This is a genomic window from Helicobacter pylori NCTC 11637 = CCUG 17874 = ATCC 43504 = JCM 12093 (assembly GCF_900478295.1).
GTDB lineage: Bacteria > Campylobacterota > Campylobacteria > Campylobacterales > Helicobacteraceae > Helicobacter > Helicobacter pylori.
On the sequence record NZ_LS483488.1, the window covers coordinates 591,536 to 610,904 of the forward strand.

A 19,369-nucleotide genomic window follows, 5' to 3' on the forward strand; every position below is an offset into this window, starting at 1 on the left:
AGATGATTTTGCTCCATGATTTTGTTTGTGAGCGTGTGGCCTAAAGTGGTTAGTATTGCAGGTGGGTTTTTGGTATTTTTATCATGGATAGTTCTAAAGTTTAAAGATCCTTTTGCAATGCTTACTTGAATTAATGCATTAAATAACTCAAAATTTTTGATCAAAGGCTTGAAATATGTCAAAAAAAATTCCCCTAAAAAACCGCTTGAGAGCTGATTTTACAAAAACCCCAACAGATTTAGAAGTCCCTAATTTATTATTATTACAACGAGACAGCTATGATTCTTTCTTGTATTCTAAAGAGGGCAAAGAGAGCGGGATTGAAAAGGTTTTTAAATCCATTTTCCCTATCCAAGATGAGCATAACCGCATCACTTTAGAATACGCGGGTTGCGAATTTGGCAAGTCTAAATACACCGTTAGAGAAGCGATGGAGAGGGGCATTACCTACTCTATCCCTCTCAAAATTAAAGTGCGCTTGATCTTGTGGGAAAAAGATACCAAAAGTGGCGAAAAGAACGGCATTAAGGATATTAAAGAACAAAGCATTTTCATTCGTGAGATCCCTTTGATGACAGAACGCACTTCATTTATTATCAATGGGGTGGAGCGCGTGGTCGTCAATCAGCTCCACAGAAGCCCCGGTGTGATTTTTAAAGAAGAGGAGTCTAGCACTTCTTTAAACAAGCTCATTTACACAGGGCAAATCATCCCTGATAGGGGTTCGTGGTTGTATTTTGAATACGATTCTAAAGATGTTTTATACGCTCGTATCAATAAACGCCGTAAAGTGCCTGTTACTATTTTATTCAGGGCAATGGATTATCAAAAACAAGACATTATCAAAATGTTCTACCCGCTTGTTAAAGTGCGTTATGAAAACGATAAATATTTGATCCCGTTTGCTTCATTAGACGCCAATCAAAGAATGGAATTTGACTTGAAAGATTCTCAAGGCAAGATTATTCTTTTAGCAGGAAAAAAGCTCACTTCAAGAAAGATTAAAGAGCTTAAAGAAAACCATTTAGAATGGGTGGAATACCCTATGGATATTTTACTCAATCGCCATTTAGCTGAGCCTGTTATGGTAGGGAAAGAAGTCTTATTGGACATGCTCACTCAACTAGATAAAAACAAATTAGAAAAAATCCACGATTTAGGCGTGCAAGAATTTGCGATCATCAACGATCTAGCGTTAGGGCATGACGCTTCCATTATCCAATCTTTTTTGGCCGATTCTGAGTCTTTGAAATTGCTCAAGCAAACCGAAAAAATTGATGATGAAAACGCTCTAGCAGCGATTCGTATCCATAAGGTTATGAAGCCAGGCGATCCTGTTACGACTGAAGTGGCTAAGCAGTTTGTCAAAAAACTTTTCTTTGATCCAGAACGCTATGATTTGACCATGGTGGGCCGCATGAAAATGAATCACAAGTTAGGCTTGCATGTGCCTGATTACATTACGACTTTAACGCATGAAGATATTATCACCACCGTTAAATACCTCATGAAAATCAAAAACAATCAGGGCAAGATTGATGACAGGGACCACTTGGGCAATCGTAGGATCAGGGCGGTAGGGGAATTGTTGGCCAATGAATTGCATTCAGGCTTAGTGAAAATGCAAAAGACCATTAAAGACAAGCTCACTACCATGAGCGGGGCTTTTGATTCGCTCATGCCCCATGACTTGGTTAATTCTAAAATGATCACCAGCACCATCATGGAATTTTTCATGGGCGGTCAGCTCTCGCAATTTATGGATCAAACTAACCCTTTGAGTGAGGTTACGCACAAACGACGCCTTTCAGCACTCGGTGAAGGGGGATTGGTGAAAGACAGGGTAGGGTTTGAAGCTAGGGATGTGCACCCCACGCATTATGGCCGAATTTGTCCCATTGAGACCCCAGAAGGTCAAAATATCGGTCTGATCAACACCCTTTCCACTTTCACAAGAGTGAATGATTTAGGCTTTATTGAAGCCCCTTATAAAAAGGTTGTGGATGGCAAGGTAGTGGGCGAGACGATTTATTTGACCGCTATTCAAGAAGACAGCCACATCATCGCTCCCGCAAGCACCCCCATTGATGAAGAGGGTAATATTTTGGGCGATTTGATTGAAACGCGCGTGGAAGGCGAGATCGTTTTAAACGAAAAAAGCAAAGTAACCTTAATGGATTTAAGCTCTAGCATGCTAGTAGGGGTCGCCGCATCGCTCATTCCTTTCTTAGAGCATGATGACGCTAACCGCGCTTTAATGGGGACTAACATGCAGCGTCAAGCGGTGCCGTTATTAAGAAGCGACGCTCCCATTGTAGGCACAGGGATTGAAAAAATTATCGCTAGGGATTCTTGGGGAGCGATCAAAGCCAATCGTGCAGGCGTTGTAGAAAAAATTGATTCTAAAAATATTTATATTTTAGGCGAAGGCAAAGAAGAAGCCTATATTGATGCGTATTCTTTGCAAAAAAACTTGCACACCAACCAAAACACCAGTTTCAATCAAGTCCCTATCGTTAAAGTGGGCGATAAAGTGGGAGCCGGGCAAATCATCGCTGATGGCCCTAGCATGGATAGAGGCGAGTTAGCGTTAGGGAAAAATGTGCGCGTGGCATTCATGCCTTGGAATGGCTATAACTTTGAAGACGCGATCGTGGTGAGTGAGCGCATCACTAAAGATGATATTTTCACTTCCACCCACATTTATGAAAAAGAAGTGGATGCTAGGGAGCTTAAGCATGGCGCGGAAGAATTTACCGCTGATATTCCTGATGTGAAAGAAGAAGCGCTCGCTCATCTTGATGAAAGCGGGATCGTTAAAGTGGGCACTTATGTGAGCGCTGGCATGATTTTAGTGGGTAAGACTTCTCCTAAAGGCGAGATTAAAAGCACGCCTGAAGAGAGGCTTTTAAGGGCTATTTTTGGGGATAAAGCTGGGCATGTGGTCAATAAGAGTTTGTATTGCCCTCCCAGTTTGGAAGGCACGGTGATTGATGTAAAGGTCTTCACTAAAAAAGGCTATGAGAAAGACGCGCGAGTTTTGAGCGCGTATGAAGAAGAAAAAGCCAAGCTTGATATGGAGCATTTTGATCGCTTGACCATGCTCAATAGAGAAGAATTGTTGCGCGTTAGTTCGCTCCTTTCTCAAGCGATTTTAGAAGAGCCTTTCAGCCATAACGGCAAGGATTATAAAGAAGGCGATCAAATCCCCAAAGAAGAAATCGCTTCAATCAACCGCTTCACTTTGGCTAGTTTAGTCAAAAAGTATTCTAAAGAAGTGCAAAACCACTATGAAATCACTAAAAACAATTTCTTAGAGCAAAAGAAAGTTTTGGGTGAAGAGCATGAAGAAAAGCTTTCTATTTTAGAAAAAGATGATATTTTGCCTAATGGCGTGATCAAAAAAGTCAAGCTCTATATCGCTACAAAACGAAAGCTTAAAGTGGGCGATAAAATGGCAGGAAGGCATGGGAATAAAGGGATTGTGTCTAATATCGTGCCGGTTGCGGATATGCCTTATACCGCTGATGGCGAGCCTGTAGATATTGTCTTAAACCCTTTAGGCGTGCCAAGCCGCATGAATATCGGGCAGATTTTAGAAATGCATTTAGGCTTAGTGGGGAAAGAGTTTGGGAAACAAATCGCTAGCATGCTAGAGGATAAAACCAGAGATTTTGCCAAAGAATTGCGCGCTAAAATGCTAGAAATCGCTAACGCCATTAATGAAAAAGACCCCTTGACAATCCATGCACTTGAGAATTGCTCTGATGAAGAGCTTTTGGAATACGCCAAAGATTGGAGCAAGGGCGTTAAGATGGCTATCCCTGTGTTTGAAGGCATCTCGCAAGAAAAATTTTACAAGCTGTTTGAATTAGCCAAGATCGCTATGGATGGCAAAATGGATCTGTATGACGGGCGCACAGGCGAAAAAATGAGGGAACGCGTGAATGTGGGCTACATGTATATGATCAAACTCCACCATTTAGTGGATGAAAAAGTCCATGCCAGAAGCACGGGCCCTTATAGCCTAGTAACGCACCAACCCGTTGGGGGTAAAGCGCTCTTTGGGGGTCAAAGGTTTGGGGAAATGGAAGTGTGGGCCTTGGAAGCTTATGGTGCAGCGCACACTCTCAAAGAAATGCTTACCATTAAATCCGATGATATTAGAGGCAGAGAGAACGCTTATAGGGCTATCGCTAAAGGTGAGCAAGTGGGCGAGAGTGAAATCCCTGAGACTTTCTATGTTTTGACTAAAGAATTGCAATCGCTCGCTTTGGATATTAATATTTTTGGGGACGATGTGGATGAGGATGGAGCGCCTAAACCCATTGTCATTAAAGAAGATGACAGGCCTAAAGACTTTAGCTCTTTCCAGCTCACTCTAGCTAGCCCTGAAAAAATCCATTCTTGGAGTTATGGGGAAGTTAAAAAGCCAGAAACGATCAATTATCGCACCCTAAAACCTGAACGAGACGGCTTGTTTTGCATGAAAATCTTTGGCCCCACTAAAGATTATGAATGCTTGTGCGGTAAATACAAAAAGCCTCGCTTCAAAGACATTGGCACATGCGAAAAATGCGGCGTGGCGATCACGCACTCCAAAGTCAGGCGTTTTAGAATGGGGCATATTGAATTGGCCACTCCTGTAGCGCATATCTGGTATGTCAATTCCTTGCCTAGCCGTATCGGCACGCTTTTAGGCGTTAAGATGAAAGACTTAGAGCGCGTGTTGTATTATGAAGCTTATATCGTTAAAGAGCCAGGCGAAGCCGCTTATGACAATGAAGGCACTAAGCTTGTGATGAAATACGATATTTTGAATGAAGAGCAGTATCAAAATATCTCACGAAGATACGAAGACAGGGGCTTTGTAGCGCAAATGGGCGGTGAAGCGATCAAGGATTTGTTAGAAGAAATTGATTTGATCACCTTATTGCAGAGTTTGAAAGAAGAAGTGAAAGACACCAATTCCGATGCGAAAAAGAAAAAACTCATTAAGCGTTTGAAAGTGGTAGAAAGCTTTTTAAATTCTGGTAACAGGCCTGAGTGGATGATGCTCACGGTTTTACCGGTATTGCCACCGGATTTAAGGCCTTTAGTCGCACTAGATGGCGGGAAGTTTGCGGTCAGCGATGTGAATGAATTGTATCGTCGTGTTATTAATCGTAACCAACGCTTGAAACGCTTAATGGAGCTTGGAGCGCCAGAAATCATTGTGCGCAATGAAAAAAGGATGTTGCAAGAAGCCGTGGATGTGCTTTTTGATAACGGCCGCAGCACCAATGCGGTTAAAGGGGCTAACAAACGCCCTTTAAAATCGCTCAGCGAAATCATTAAAGGCAAGCAAGGGCGTTTCAGGCAAAACCTTTTAGGTAAGCGCGTGGATTTTTCAGGCAGAAGCGTGATTGTGGTTGGGCCTAATCTTAAAATGGATGAATGCGGGTTGCCTAAAAACATGGCGTTGGAACTCTTCAAACCGCATTTGTTATCCAAGCTTGAAGAGAGAGGCTATGCCACCACGCTCAAACAAGCTAAACGCATGATTGAACAAAAAAGCAATGAAGTGTGGGAGTGCTTGCAAGAAATCACAGAGGGGTATCCGGTGCTACTCAACCGCGCTCCTACCTTGCACAAGCAATCCATTCAAGCGTTCCATCCAAAGCTGATTGACGGCAAAGCGATCCAATTGCACCCGTTAGTGTGTTCAGCGTTCAACGCCGATTTTGACGGGGACCAAATGGCGGTGCATGTGCCTTTAAGCCAGGAAGCGATCGCTGAATGCAAGGTGCTGATGCTAAGCTCTATGAATATCCTTCTGCCCGCTAGCGGTAAAGCCGTAGCCATTCCTAGCCAGGATATGGTTTTAGGGCTTTATTATCTTTCTTTAGAAAAGAGCGGGGTCAAGGGCGAGCATAAGCTTTTTTCTAGCGTGAATGAAATCATCACCGCTATTGACACGAAAGAATTAGACATCCACGCAAAGATTAGGGTTTTAGATCAAGGGAATATTATCGCTACGAGTGCGGGACGCATGATCATTAAGTCCATTTTGCCTGACTTTATCCCTACGGATTTGTGGAACAGACCCATGAAGAAAAAAGATATTGGCGTGCTTGTGGATTATGTGCATAAAGTCGGCGGTATCGGCATTACCGCAACCTTTTTGGATCATTTAAAAACGCTTGGCTTTAGGTATGCGACTAAGGCTGGTATTTCTATCTCTATGGAAGATATTATCACGCCAAAAGACAAGCAAAAAATGGTGGAGAAAGCCAAAGTAGAGGTTAAAAAAATCCAGCAACAATACGATCAAGGGCTGCTCACTGACCAAGAACGCTACAATAAGATCATTGACACTTGGACTGAAGTCAATGACAAAATGAGTAAAGAAATGATGACCGCTATCGCGCAAGATAAAGAGGGCTTTAACTCTATTTATATGATGGCTGATAGCGGCGCAAGGGGGAGCGCGGCGCAAATCCGTCAGCTTTCAGCGATGAGGGGTCTTATGACAAAGCCGGACGGCAGTATCATTGAAACGCCCATTATTTCTAACTTTAAAGAGGGGTTGAATGTCTTAGAATACTTTAACTCCACGCATGGCGCTAGAAAGGGCTTAGCGGATACAGCGCTAAAAACAGCCAATGCGGGGTATTTGACAAGAAAGCTCATTGATGTTTCGCAAAATGTCAAGGTGGTGTCTGATGATTGCGGCACGCATGAAGGGATTGAAATCACGGATATTGCGGTGGGGAGTGAGCTGATTGAACCTTTAGAAGAGCGTATTTTTGGGCGCGTTTTATTAGAAGATGTGATTGATCCCATTACGAATGAAATCTTGCTTTATGCGGACACTTTGATTGATGAAGAGGGCGCTAAAAAGGTGGTTGAAGCCGGGATTAAATCCATTACGATCCGCACCCCAGTAACTTGTAAAGCGCCAAAGGGCGTGTGCGCGAAATGCTATGGCTTGAATTTGGGCGAAGGCAAGATGAGTTATCCGGGTGAAGCGGTGGGCGTGGTGGCTGCGCAATCTATTGGGGAGCCTGGAACGCAGCTCACTTTAAGGACTTTCCATGTGGGCGGGACAGCGAGCAGGAGTCAGGATGAGCGCGAAATTGTAGCGAGCAAAGAAGGTTTTGTGCGTTTCTACAACCTTAGGACTTACACGAATAAAGAGGGTAAAAACATTATCGCTAACCGCCGTAACGCTTCTATTTTAGTGGTAGAGCCTAAGATTAAAGCGCCTTTTGATGGGGAATTACGCATTGAAACGGTCTATGAAGAAGTCGTTGTGAGCGTGAAAAATGGCGATCAAGAAGCTAAATTTGTTTTAAGGAGAAGCGATATTGTCAAGCCAAGCGAATTAGCCGGCGTTGGCGGTAAGATTGAGGGGAAAGTGTATTTGCCTTATGCTAGTGGGCATAAGGTGCATAAGGGGGGAAGTATCGCTGATATTATTCAAGAGGGCTGGAACGTGCCTAATCGCATCCCTTATGCGAGCGAATTGCTAGTCAAGGATAATGACCCTATTGCGCAAGATGTGTATGCCAAAGAAAAAGGCGTGATCAAATACTATGTTTTAGAGGCTAACCATTTGGAGCGCACCCATGGGATCAAAAAGGGCGATATGGTGAGCGAAAAAGGCTTGTTTGCGGTGATAGCTGATGATAATGGTAGGGAAGCCGCTCGCCATTATATCGCTAGGGGTTCTGAGATCTTGATTGATGATAATAGCGAAGTGAGCGCTAATAGCGTGATCTCTAAACCCACGACTAACACTTTCAAAACGATTGCCACATGGGATCCTTACAACACCCCTATCATTGCGGACTTTAAAGGTAAGGTGAGTTTTGTGGATGTTATCGCAGGGGTTACGGTCGCTGAAAAAGAAGACGAAAATACCGGTATCACCAGCTTAGTGGTGAATGATTACATTCCAAGCGGATACAAACCAAGCTTATTTTTAGAGGGGGCTAATGGCGAAGAAGCGCGTTATTTCCTAGAGCCAAAAACTTCTATCGCCATTAGCGATGGCTCTAGCGTGGAGCAGGCTGAAGTGTTAGCGAAAATCCCTAAAGCGACCGTTAAATCCAGAGATATTACCGGAGGTCTCCCGAGGGTTTCTGAACTCTTTGAAGCGAGAAAGCCTAAACCTAAAGATGTGGCGATCCTTTCTGAAGTGGATGGGATAGTGAGTTTTGGCAAACCCATTCGCAATAAAGAACACATCATTGTAACTTCTAAAGATGGCCGTTCCATGGATTATTTTGTGGATAAAGGCAAGCAAATTCTAGTGCATGCTGATGAATTTGTGCATGCGGGAGAGGCGATGACGGATGGAGTAATTTCAAGCCATGATATTTTAAGGATCAGCGGCGAAAAAGAGCTTTATAAATACATTGTGAGCGAAGTCCAGCAAGTGTATCGCAGGCAGGGGGTGAGCATTGCGGACAAACACATTGAAATCATTGTCTCTCAAATGCTAAGGCAAGTGCGCATTTTAGACAGCGGGGATAGCAAGTTTATTGAAGGGGATTTAGTCAGTAAAAAACTCTTCAAAGAAGAAAACGCTCGTGTGATCGCTTTAAAAGGCGAGCCAGCGATCGCTGAACCGGTGCTTTTAGGGATCACTAGAGCGGCTATTGGGAGCGATAGTATCATTTCAGCGGCCTCTTTCCAAGAAACGACTAAAGTTTTAACAGAAGCCAGTATTGCGATGAAAAAAGACTTTTTAGAGGATTTGAAAGAGAATGTGGTGTTGGGGAGGATGATCCCTGTGGGAACAGGCATGTATAAGAATAAAAAAATCGTGTTAAGAGCGCTTGAGGATAACTCTAAATTTTGATATGAAAAATCGGTTAAGATTTTTAAAAGAAAAATTAGGGTAAAATGGGGGAACTTTTAGTTTTAAATTTTTAGAATAAGGAAAAATAGTGCCTACTATCAATCAGCTGATTAGAAAAGAAAGGAAAAAGGTGGTTAAAAAAACCAAATCACCTGCATTAGTGGAATGCCCTCAAAGGAGAGGGGTTTGTACTAGGGTTTATACGACTACCCCTAAAAAGCCTAACTCGGCTTTAAGAAAGGTTGCCAAAGTTCGTTTGACCAGTAAATTTGAAGTGATCAGTTATATCCCTGGTGAAGGGCATAACTTGCAAGAACACTCTATTGTGTTAGTGCGTGGGGGTAGGGTTAAGGATTTACCCGGTGTGAAATACCACATCGTTCGTGGCGCTTTAGACACTGCAGGGGTCAATAAAAGAACGGTTTCACGCTCTAAGTATGGGACTAAAAAAGCTAAAGCGACCGACAAGAAAGCAACCGACAACAAGAAAAAATAAGAGGAAAACAAAAACATGAGAAGAAGAAAAGCACCCGTTAGGGAGGTTTTGGGCGATCCTGTTTATGGGAACAAAGTGGTTACTAAGTTTATCAATAAAATGATGTTCGACGGCAAGAAAAGCGTAGCGGAAAAAATCATCTACAAAGCTTTTAATAAGATTGAAGAAAAAAGCGGTGAAAAAGGGATTGAAGTGTTTGAAAAAGCCCTAGAAAGAGTGCGTCCTTTAGTAGAAGTGCGTAGCAGAAGAGTGGGTGGGGCTACCTATCAAGTGCCCGTAGAAGTGAGAGCGAGCCGCCAGCAGTCGCTATCTATCCGTTGGATTTTAGAAGCGACCAGAAAACGCAATGAAAGAATGATGGTGGATAGATTGGCTAATGAGCTTATGGATGCGGCTAGCGATAAGGGTGCGGCTTTTAAGAAAAAAGAAGATGTGCATAAAATGGCAGAAGCGAATAAAGCGTTCGCGCATTATCGCTGGTAATTGGAGTTAGAATGGCTAGAAAAACCCCATTAAATAGGATCAGGAATATCGGTATCGCCGCTCACATTGATGCTGGGAAAACCACCACTTCTGAAAGGATTTTATTCTATACAGGCGTGAGTCATAAAATTGGCGAAGTGCATGACGGCGCGGCGACAATGGATTGGATGGAGCAAGAAAAAGAAAGAGGGATCACTATCACTTCTGCGGCAACGACTTGCTTTTGGAAGGATCACCAAATCAATTTGATTGACACTCCAGGGCATGTGGATTTCACTATTGAAGTGGAACGATCCATGCGCGTGCTAGATGGTGCGGTTTCGGTGTTTTGCTCGGTTGGGGGCGTGCAGCCTCAAAGCGAGACCGTGTGGCGTCAAGCGAATAAATACGGCGTGCCTAGGATTGTTTTTGTCAATAAAATGGATAGGATTGGGGCGAATTTCTATAATGTAGAAAACCAGATTAAGCTTCGCTTGAAAGCTAATCCTGTGCCTATTAATATCCCTATTGGGGCTGAAGACACTTTCATTGGCGTGATTGATTTAGTCCAAATGAAAGCGATTGTTTGGAATAATGAAACCATGGGAGCCAAATACGATGTGGAAGAAATCCCTAGCGATTTGTTAGAAAAGGCTAAACAATACCGAGAAAAGCTTGTAGAATCCGTAGCCGAGCAAGATGAAGCCTTGATGGAAAAGTATTTAGGCGGTGAAGAATTGAGTATTGAAGAAATCAAAAAAGGCATTAAAACAGGTTGTTTGAACATGAGCCTTGTCCCTATGCTTTGTGGTTCTTCTTTTAAAAATAAAGGCGTGCAGACTTTATTAGACGCAGTCATTGATTACTTGCCAGCGCCCACAGAGGTTGTGGATATTAAGGGGATTGATCCAAAAACTGAAGAAGAGGTTTTTGTGAAATCCAGCGATGATGGCGAGTTTGCCGGTTTGGCGTTTAAAATCATGACGGATCCTTTTGTGGGCCAACTCACTTTTGTGCGCGTGTATCGTGGCAAGCTAGAGTCCGGTAGCTATGTGTATAACTCCACCAAAGACAAAAAAGAGCGCGTGGGAAGACTCCTTAAAATGCACTCCAATAAGAGAGAAGACATTAAAGAAGTTTATGCGGGTGAGATTTGCGCGTTTGTGGGCTTAAAAGACACGCTAACTGGGGACACGCTTTGCGATGAAAAAAATGCGGTTGTTTTAGAGAGGATGGAATTTCCTGAGCCGGTCATTCACATCGCTGTGGAGCCTAAAACGAAAGCAGACCAAGAAAAAATGGGCGTAGCGTTAGGCAAGCTCGCTGAAGAAGATCCAAGCTTTAGGGTGATGACTCAAGAAGAAACCGGTCAAACCCTTATTGGTGGTATGGGTGAATTGCACCTAGAAATCATCGTGGATAGATTGAAGAGAGAATTTAAGGTGGAAGCTGAAATCGGTCAGCCGCAAGTCGCCTTTAGAGAGACTATCCGCTCAAGCGTGAGCAAAGAGCATAAATACGCTAAGCAAAGCGGTGGTCGTGGGCAATACGGGCATGTGTTTATCAAGCTTGAGCCTAAAGAGCCTGGCAGCGGGTATGAATTTGTGAATGAAATTTCTGGGGGCGTGATCCCTAAAGAATATATCCCTGCGGTGGATAAGGGTATCCAAGAAGCGATGCAAAATGGCGTTTTGGCAGGCTATCCGGTGGTGGATTTTAAAGTTACCCTTTATGATGGGAGCTACCATGATGTGGATTCTTCAGAAATGGCGTTTAAAATCGCTGGCTCTATGGCGTTTAAAGAAGCGAGTCGTGCGGCTAACCCGGTTTTACTAGAGCCTATGATGAAAGTGGAAGTGGAAGTCCCTGAAGAATACATGGGCGATGTGATTGGCGATTTGAATAGAAGAAGAGGGCAAATCAATTCTATGGACGACCGATTAGGTTTGAAAATCGTGAACGCTTTTGTGCCGTTGGTAGAAATGTTTGGTTATTCTACGGATTTACGATCAGCCACTCAAGGGCGTGGGACTTACTCTATGGAGTTTGATCATTATGGCGAAGTGCCTAGCAATATCGCTAAGGAAATTGTAGAAAAACGCAAAGGCTGATTTTGTCATAACGCTCTCTTGTGAGAGGGTGTTGTAGGTGGTATTTAAACTTTTTCTCTTTTGGGTTTAAAAAGACTTCTTGAGTGTTTTTATCCCTTTTTAATCTCTTTTAATGACCTTTTTTAGTTTGCTATAAATTGTTTTGTGGCTCTCTTGTCAAATAGGAGTAATTAAAACTTTTTAATTTTTTTAAAAATGGGGTTTTGGTTGCTTTGTTTTATAGTAAAATTTATTTTCTTTATTTAAGACTCATTTTTTTAGGAAATAGGGAGTATTTTGAAATAACTTTTCCTCTTAACACCCACAAGATCGCATTACAAGAAATTCCGCTTGACTAACGAAAAGCTCTTTTGTATTCAATCTTAAAAAACGCTTTTTGGTATTTTTCAAATTTTTATAATCAATTTTTTATTAAAACAAAGCCTTGTTAAAATGCCTTAAAAAGTTTGTCAGGGGGATAAAAACACACTGACAAACAGAAAATAACGCTCAATCTCTTTTAAGAGAGCCAATGCAATTATAAATACCCAATACTTTTATTGATTCACCATTTCATTGATTCTTTCAGGGTAGCGGGCCCCTTCTATTTTGATTGCAGTCAATTCTTTTTGGAAAATCTCCAATTCTTTTTGACTCCAAGAAACCTGCAAAGCCCCTATATTTTCTATGAGCCTAGATTCTTTGGTGGTGCCAAAGAGAGGGACAATGATTTTTTGCGTGTGCAAAATCCACGAGAGAGCCAGTTGGGCTGGTGTAACGCCTTTAGCGTGTGCATGATCTTGGATTAATTCCACCAAGACATAATTTTTGGCTAGATTTTCTTGATTAAACCTAGGAGAAACGCTTCTAAAATCCTCACTAGCGAAAGTGGCATTTTTTTCAAATTTCGCGCCTAAAAACCCCTTACCCAAAGGCGAAAAAGCGACAAAGCCAATTTTTTCTTTTTCTAAAAAACCTAAAATCTCTTTTTCAGGTTCGCGCCACCACAAGGAATATTCGCTCTGCAACGCGCTTAAAGGGCAAATTTGATGGGCTTTTTGGATGCTAGATAACCCTGCCTCACTCATCCCCCAAGCTTTAATTTTTCCTTCTTTAATAAGAGCTTGCATAACTTCTGCCACTTCTTCTATGGGCGTGTTAGTATCCATGCGGTGTTGGTAGTATAAATCAATGCATTCTACTTTTAAGCGTTTCAAACTCCCTTCAATGGCGCTCTTAATGCGGTTAGGACTGGAGTCTAAAAACATGGTTGCGTATTTGTCATTAGGATCTGCGTAGTAAATCCCAAACTTGCTCGCTACCACAACCTTGTCTTTAAAAGGCTTGATCGCTTCGCCTAAAAGCTTTTCATTATCTTCCCCATAAGCCTCTGCAGTGTCAAAAAAGTTAATACCCAATTCCAAAGCCTTATGGATAAGTTTAACCATCTGCTTTTTATCATGGACTTCCCCATACCCATAAGTCATGCCCATGCACCCTAGAGCTAATGCACCCACTTTTAAAGGGCCTAAATGACGCTGTTGCATACAAGCTCCTTGATTTCATATTGTTTTTTTCAGTATAACCGCAATCTTAATTTTTGTCAAACTTTCTAAAACCAAAGATAATTTATCAAGTTTTTTGTATTGTAGTTTTTTTAAGGTAGCAAAACCACCAAACCAATCAAAAATTTGATTGGTTTCTATTCATTTACTTTTGAGAAATATAATTCTCTCGCTTTTAAGATCATCACAAGGAGTTTCGTATGAAAAAGCAAATCTTGACAGGTGTTTTATTATCAGTTTTGGCAGTGAGTTCTGCATACGCTCACAAAGATAAAAAAGACGCTAAAAAACCTGAGTTAAGCTCTCAATTAGTGGCTCACAAAGATAAAAAAGACGCTAAAAAACCTGAGTTAAGCTCTCAATTAGTGGCTCACAAAGATAAAAAAGACGCTAAAAAACCTGAGTTAAGCTCTCAATTAGTGGCTCACAAAGATAAAAAAGACGCTAAAAAACCTAAAAACTCAGTGGCTTAATAGCTTTGTCTCCAAAGAAAGCGTTTTCAAAACGCTTTCTTTAAACTACTTTGTCAATTCTACTTTTTAAATTTTTTATATACAGAGTGTTATCAATACGGCTATGTTTTTCAAAAGTGCATAAAAGGCGTTAAGGCTTTTCTAAAAGAGTGCGAGCGGCTTCTAGGACTTCAAGGGGCGTGATAGATTTCATGCACAAGTGGTTTTTTTCATTCTTTAAAGGGCAAACTCGTTTCTTGCAGGGCGAACAGCTTAAATGGTGGTTCAATACGATCGCTTTTTGAGCTTTATAGGGGCGAGTCTCTTTTTCATCAGTGGGGCCAAAAAGAGCGATTAAGGGGGTTTGTGTGCTAGCAGCCGCATGCATAGGACCGCTATCGTTAGTGATGAATAAATCTAAAATAGCGATGCGCTCTATCAATTCTTCAATGCTTGTTTTCCCGCACAGATTGTAAGCGTTATGGAACAATAAGGGGTTTTTTAATGAGCCTTTGATGAGTTTTAAAATTTCTTCAGAAACGATAGTATCTTCTTTAGCCCCAAAAAAATAAATTTCATGCCCTTCTTCTAACAAAGCAGCAGAAACTTCAGCGTAATAAGAAGCTGGCCATCTTTTAGCGCTCCCATAGCTTGCGCTAGGGTTAAAGCCGATTTTTTTAGGGGTGTTTGGGGTGTGAGTGGGGAGGTTAAAGGCCAGTTTTAAGGGTAAAACGCTTTTTTTATCCAATTCTTTTTTTAAAAATTGCGAAAACAAAAAGCAATACTTTTCCACTTGGTGATACTCTTTAGGGGCAGGAGCGATCGCATGGCTGAGAAACAAAGAACGAAAAAATTGAGCAAAACCGATGCGAATAGGCGTTTTTGTCGCATAGAGCAAAAAAGCGGAATAAAAATGGTTGTTTAAGGTGATCGCTATATCGCAACGCCCTATTTTTTGAGCGAGTTTGTAAGTGGCTAACAGCCTGAAAAAGGATTTTTTGGTGTCGTCTGTAAAAACGGCTTCTATTTTTTCATCTTTTTTGAAAAGTTCGCAAGTAATGGTTGGGCCTACTAAGATAAAATGCGCGTTAGGGTAGTGGTGTTTAAGGGTGTAAAAAAGCGAGCTTGCCATCACCCCATCGCCTAGCCAATTAGGCAAACGCAATAAAATACGCATGCGTTTGGGCGCATTTACGCTCATCAATAGCCCTTTTTTAAAGATTTTAAGCTAAAATTTTAGCATACAAATACAAGGAAATGGAATGATTACCCCTAAAGTGTTGAGCGGGTTTAAAGACCGCTTGCCTAAAGATGCGATACAAAAAGCCCAGTTGCTCGCTAAAGTTTCAGTTGTGTTTCAAAGTTTTGGTTTTGTGCCGATTGAAACCCCTCATTTAGAATACGCTCAAATGTTATTGCCTGATGCGAGCAGTGATATTCAAAAAGAGATTTATCGTTTTAAAGACCATGGGGATAGGGATGTGGCTTTAAGGTTTGATTTGACCGTGCCGTTAGCCCGCTTTGTCTCTTTGCACCACCAAATATTAGGCATGCCCTTTAAACGCTACGCCATAGGCAATGTCTTTAGGGGCGAAAGGGCACAAAAAGGGCGTTATAGGGAATTTACGCAATGCGATTTTGATTTTATAGGGAGCGAGAGCTTAGTATGCGATGCTGAGATCATTCAAGTGATCATTGCTTCTTTAAAAGCTTTGGATTTAGAAGATTTTTGCGTCTCTATCAACCACAGGAAAATTTTGAATGGCATATGCGAATATTTTGGCATTGCTCAAGTGAATGAAGTGCTGCGCATTGTGGATAAATTGGAAAAAATTGGCTTGGATGGGGTTGAAGAAGAATTAAAAAAAGAGTGCGATTTAAATTCAAACACCATTAAAGAGCTTTTAGAAATGGTTCAAATCAAACAGAACGATTTAAGCCATGCGGAATTTTTTGAAAAAATTGCTTATTTGAAAGACTATAATGAAAATCTGAAAAAGGGCATACAGGATTTAGAAAGGCTATACCAGTTGCTAGGGGATTTGCAAATTTCTCAAAACCTGTATAAAATTGATTTTTCTATCGCTAGGGGGTTAGGGTATTATACAGGGATTGTGTATGAAACCACGCTTAATGAAATGAAGTCTTTAGGGAGCGTGTGTTCAGGGGGGCGTTACGATCATTTGACTAAAAATTTTTCTAAAGAGAATTTACAAGGGGTAGGGGCTTCTATTGGGATTGATAGATTGATTGTGGCTTTGAGTGAAATGCAATTATTAGATGAGCGCTCCACCCAAGCCAAAGTCTTAATCGCTTGCATGCATGAAGAGTATTTTTCTTATGCAAACCGCTTGGCGGAGTCTTTAAGGCAAAGCGGGATTTTTAGCGAAGTCTATCCAGAAGCTCAAAAAATCAAAAAACCCTTTTCTTATGCCAACCATAAAGGGCATGAGTTCGTGGCTGTCATTGGCGAAGAAGAATTTAAAAGCGAAACCTTAAGCTTGAAAAACATGCATTCAGGCATGCAGTTGAATTGCTTGAGTTTTTTAAAAGCCCTTGAAATCATTGGAGAAAACGATGAAGACTTATAATGTCGCTATTGTTGGGGCTAGTGGGGCGGTAGGGCAAGAACTGATTAAAGGTTTAGAAAATTCTTCTTTCCCGATTAAAAAATTTGTCCCGCTCGCTAGCGTTAGGAGCGCTGGTAAAAAGATTAAAGCTTTCAATAAAGACTATGAAATTTTAGAAACCACGCATGAGGTTTTTGAAAAAGAAGAAATAGACATCGCCTTTTTTAGCGCTGGGGGGAGCGTGAGCGAAGAATTTGCTATAAGCGCTTCAAAAACGGCCCTAGTGATTGATAACACGAGCTTTTTTAGATTGCATAAAGATGTGCCTTTAGTCGTGCCTGAAATCAACGCTAAAGAAATTTTTAACGCTCCTTTAAATATCATCGCTAACCCTAATTGCTCTACCATTCAAATGACGCAAATCTTAAACCCCTTACACCTTCATTTTAAGATAAAAAGCGTGATTGTTAGCACCTATCAAGCCGTGAGTGGGGCAGGGAATAAGGGGATAGAGAGTTTGAAAAATGAGCTAAAAACCGCATTAGAGTGTTTGGAAAAAGACCCCGCTATTGATTTAAACCAGGTTTTGCAAGCCGGGGCTTTCCCTTATGCGATCGCTTTCAATGCGATCGCTCATATTGATACTTTTAAGGAGAATGGCTACACGAAAGAAGAGCTAAAAATGGTGCATGAAACCCATAAGATCATGGGCGTGGATTTCCCTATCAGCGCGACTTGCGTGCGCGTGCCGGTATTAAGGAGCCATAGCGAGAGTTTGAGTATCGCTTTTGAGAAAGAATTCGATCTCAAAGAAGTCTATGAAGTCTTAAAAAACGCCCCTAGCGTGGTTGTTTGCGATGATCCCAGTCATAATCTTTACCCCACGCCCCTAAAAGCGAGCCACACGGATAGCGTCTTTATAGGGCGCTTGAGGAAGGATTTGTTTGATAAGAAAACCTTGCACGGCTTTTGCGTGGCGGATCAATTGAGAGTGGGAGCAGCCACCAACGCGCTCAAAATCGCCATGCATTACATTAAGAACGCTTGAGTTTATTCAAAGATAACAAAGATGAATGCGCATGCACTTGAATTAAGGATAAGGATCAATCTAGCCCAATCTCTAAAAAAGAGCTTTAAGTTACTAGGCTTGCGATGTTAAACAAGGGTGTAATTGAATTTCTCAAGGCTTGATTGAGAGAAATGCTAGTATTTGGTAGGTCAAAAGGAATGAAAGGCTTACACTCAAGCAGAGAGTGAATGTTTAGCTAGCGAGTTATTGCCTATTATTCCCTTTAAAAGGGTGTGAGTTTAAGGTATAAGGAAAACTTGTATCAAGTTTTGTTGGAATGGATTAGAAAAATCTGATTGGATTGACCCTTACAATTTTTCAAACCAATCGTTTAATAGCGATTAAATATGGCTATATATACTACAATAATAAGATTTTGAAAGGTTGGTAATGGAATCAGTAAAAACAGGAAAAACAAATAAAGTTGGCAAAAACACAGAGACAGCTAACACAGAGGCAAGTAAAGAGACTCATTTTAAACAAGCGAGTGCCATTACAAATACGCTCCGATCAATTGGTAGTTTTTTTACAAAGATCGCAAAGAGAGTTAGAGAACTTGTAAAAAAACATCCCAAGAAAAGCAATGCGGCATTAGTAGTATTGACCCATGTTGCGTGCAAGAAGGCAAAAGAATTGGACGATAAAGTCCAAGATAAATCCAAACAAGCTGAAAAAGAGAGTCAAATCAATTGGTGGAAATATTCAGGATTAACAATAGCGACAAGTTTATTATTAGCCGCTTGTAGCGCTGGTGATATTGATAAACAAATAGAGTTAGAACAAGAAAAAAAGGAAGCAAATAAGAGTGGGATAGAGTTAGAACAAGAAAGACAGAAAACAGAACAAGAAAAACAGAAAACAAATAAGAGTGAGATAGAGTTAGAACAAGAAAGACAGAAAACAAATAAGAGTGGGATAGAACTCGCTAATAGTCAAATAAAAGCAGAACAAGAAAGACAAAAGACAGAACAAGAAAAACAAAAAGCAAATAAGAGTGAGATAGAGTTAGAACAGCAAAAACAAAAGACAATTAATACACAAAGAGATTTGATTAAAGAACAGAAAGATTTCATTAAAGAAACAGAACAAAATTGCCAAGAAAAACATGGTCAATTGTTTATTAAAAAAGCAAGAATTAAGACCGGTATTACTACTGGCATTGCTATAGAAATAGAAGCTGAATGCAAAACCCCTAAACCTGCAAAAACCAATCAAACCCCTATCCAGCCAAAACACCTCCCAAACTCTAAACAACCCCACTCTCAAAGAGGATCAAAAGTGCAAGAGCTTATCGCTTATTTGCAAAAAGAGCTAGAATCTCTGCCCTATTCTCAAAAAGCTATCGCTAAACAAGTGGATTTTTATAAACCAAGTTCTATCGCTTATTTAGAACTAGATCCTAGAGATTTTAAGGTTACAGAAGAATGGCAAAAAGAAAATCTAAAAATACGCTCTAAAGCTCAAGCTAAAATGCTTGAAATGAGAAACCCACAAGCCCACCTTCCAACCTCTCAAAGCCTTTTGTTCGTTCAAAAAATATTTGCTGATGTTAATAAAGAAATAGAAGCGGTTGCTAATACTGAAAAGAAAGCAGAAAAAGCGGGTTATGGTTATAGTAAAAGGATGTAGGCATAAGAAAACACCATAAAATCGTTTTTATATTCTAGGAGACATCATTCGGTTTCTTGCCATAGAAAAATCGCTTATTAGCTTGCTCCCTTTAAAAGGGTGTGAGTTTAAGGTATAAGGAAAACTTGTATCAAGTTTTGTTGGAATGGATTAGAAAAATCTGATTGGATTGACCCTTACAATTTTTC

General features: G+C 41.0%; 10 protein-coding genes. 8 read left to right on the top strand and 2 right to left on the bottom strand.

Annotated elements, in window-relative coordinates:
- Positions 1–175 precede the first annotated feature (175 nt).
- The 4 genes from DQL14_RS03130 (at position 176) to fusA (ending at position 11,917) form a co-directional block, all read left to right on the top strand.
- Complete coding sequence (locus DQL14_RS03130; protein ID WP_108169787.1) at positions 176–8,848, top strand: DNA-directed RNA polymerase subunit beta/beta'; 8,673 nt, start codon at positions 176–178, stop codon at positions 8,846–8,848.
- Positions 8,849–8,936: 88 nt separating this feature from the next.
- Positions 8,937–9,344: a 30S ribosomal protein S12 gene (gene rpsL / locus DQL14_RS03135; RefSeq protein ID WP_001142321.1), complete on the top strand. Its 408-nt coding sequence runs from the start codon at positions 8,937–8,939 to the stop codon at positions 9,342–9,344.
- A 15-nt stretch (positions 9,345–9,359) separates the two neighbouring features.
- Positions 9,360–9,827, top strand: a complete 468-nt coding sequence (gene rpsG / locus DQL14_RS03140; protein WP_001254357.1) for a 30S ribosomal protein S7 — start codon at positions 9,360–9,362, stop codon at positions 9,825–9,827.
- Positions 9,828–9,838: 11 nt separating this feature from the next.
- Positions 9,839–11,917 carry an elongation factor G gene (gene fusA / locus DQL14_RS03145; protein WP_108169788.1) on the top strand — a complete coding sequence of 693 codons (2,079 nt, stop codon included), beginning with the start codon at positions 9,839–9,841 and terminating at the stop codon, positions 11,915–11,917.
- A gap of 536 nt (positions 11,918–12,453) precedes the next feature.
- Here fusA and DQL14_RS03150 read toward each other — a convergent pair.
- Positions 12,454–13,443 carry an aldo/keto reductase gene (locus DQL14_RS03150; RefSeq protein WP_078248051.1) on the bottom strand — a complete coding sequence of 330 codons (990 nt, stop codon included), beginning with the start codon at positions 13,441–13,443 and terminating at the stop codon, positions 12,454–12,456.
- A gap of 218 nt (positions 13,444–13,661) precedes the next feature.
- Here DQL14_RS03150 and DQL14_RS03160 point away from each other — a divergent pair, with 218 nt between their 5' ends.
- The gene (locus tag DQL14_RS03160) at positions 13,662–13,934 is read left to right on the top strand and encodes a hypothetical protein (RefSeq protein ID WP_000744165.1); all 273 of its coding nucleotides are present in this window, start codon (positions 13,662–13,664) and stop codon (positions 13,932–13,934) included.
- A 130-nt stretch (positions 13,935–14,064) separates the two neighbouring features.
- On the opposite strand, the gene waaF is transcribed toward DQL14_RS03160, so the two are convergent.
- Complete coding sequence (gene waaF, locus DQL14_RS03165; protein WP_108169789.1) at positions 14,065–15,114, bottom strand: lipopolysaccharide heptosyltransferase II; 1,050 nt, start codon at positions 15,112–15,114, stop codon at positions 14,065–14,067.
- Between the two features lie 61 nt (positions 15,115–15,175).
- Here waaF and hisS point away from each other — a divergent pair, with 61 nt between their 5' ends.
- From hisS to DQL14_RS03180, 3 genes are all read left to right on the top strand, one after another.
- Positions 15,176–16,504: a histidine--tRNA ligase gene (hisS, locus tag DQL14_RS03170; RefSeq protein WP_108169790.1), complete on the top strand. Its 1,329-nt coding sequence runs from the start codon at positions 15,176–15,178 to the stop codon at positions 16,502–16,504.
- Positions 16,491–17,531, top strand: coding sequence for an aspartate-semialdehyde dehydrogenase (gene asd, locus DQL14_RS03175; RefSeq protein WP_108169791.1), 1,041 nt, complete (start codon positions 16,491–16,493; stop codon positions 17,529–17,531). Before hisS ends, asd begins: the two co-directional genes overlap by 14 nt.
- A 411-nt stretch (positions 17,532–17,942) precedes the next feature.
- Positions 17,943–19,181 (top strand): DUF874 family protein, encoded by a 1,239-nt coding sequence (locus DQL14_RS03180; protein ID WP_108169792.1) that lies wholly within the window; start codon positions 17,943–17,945, stop codon positions 19,179–19,181.
- The last annotated feature ends 188 nt before the right edge of the window (positions 19,182–19,369 follow it).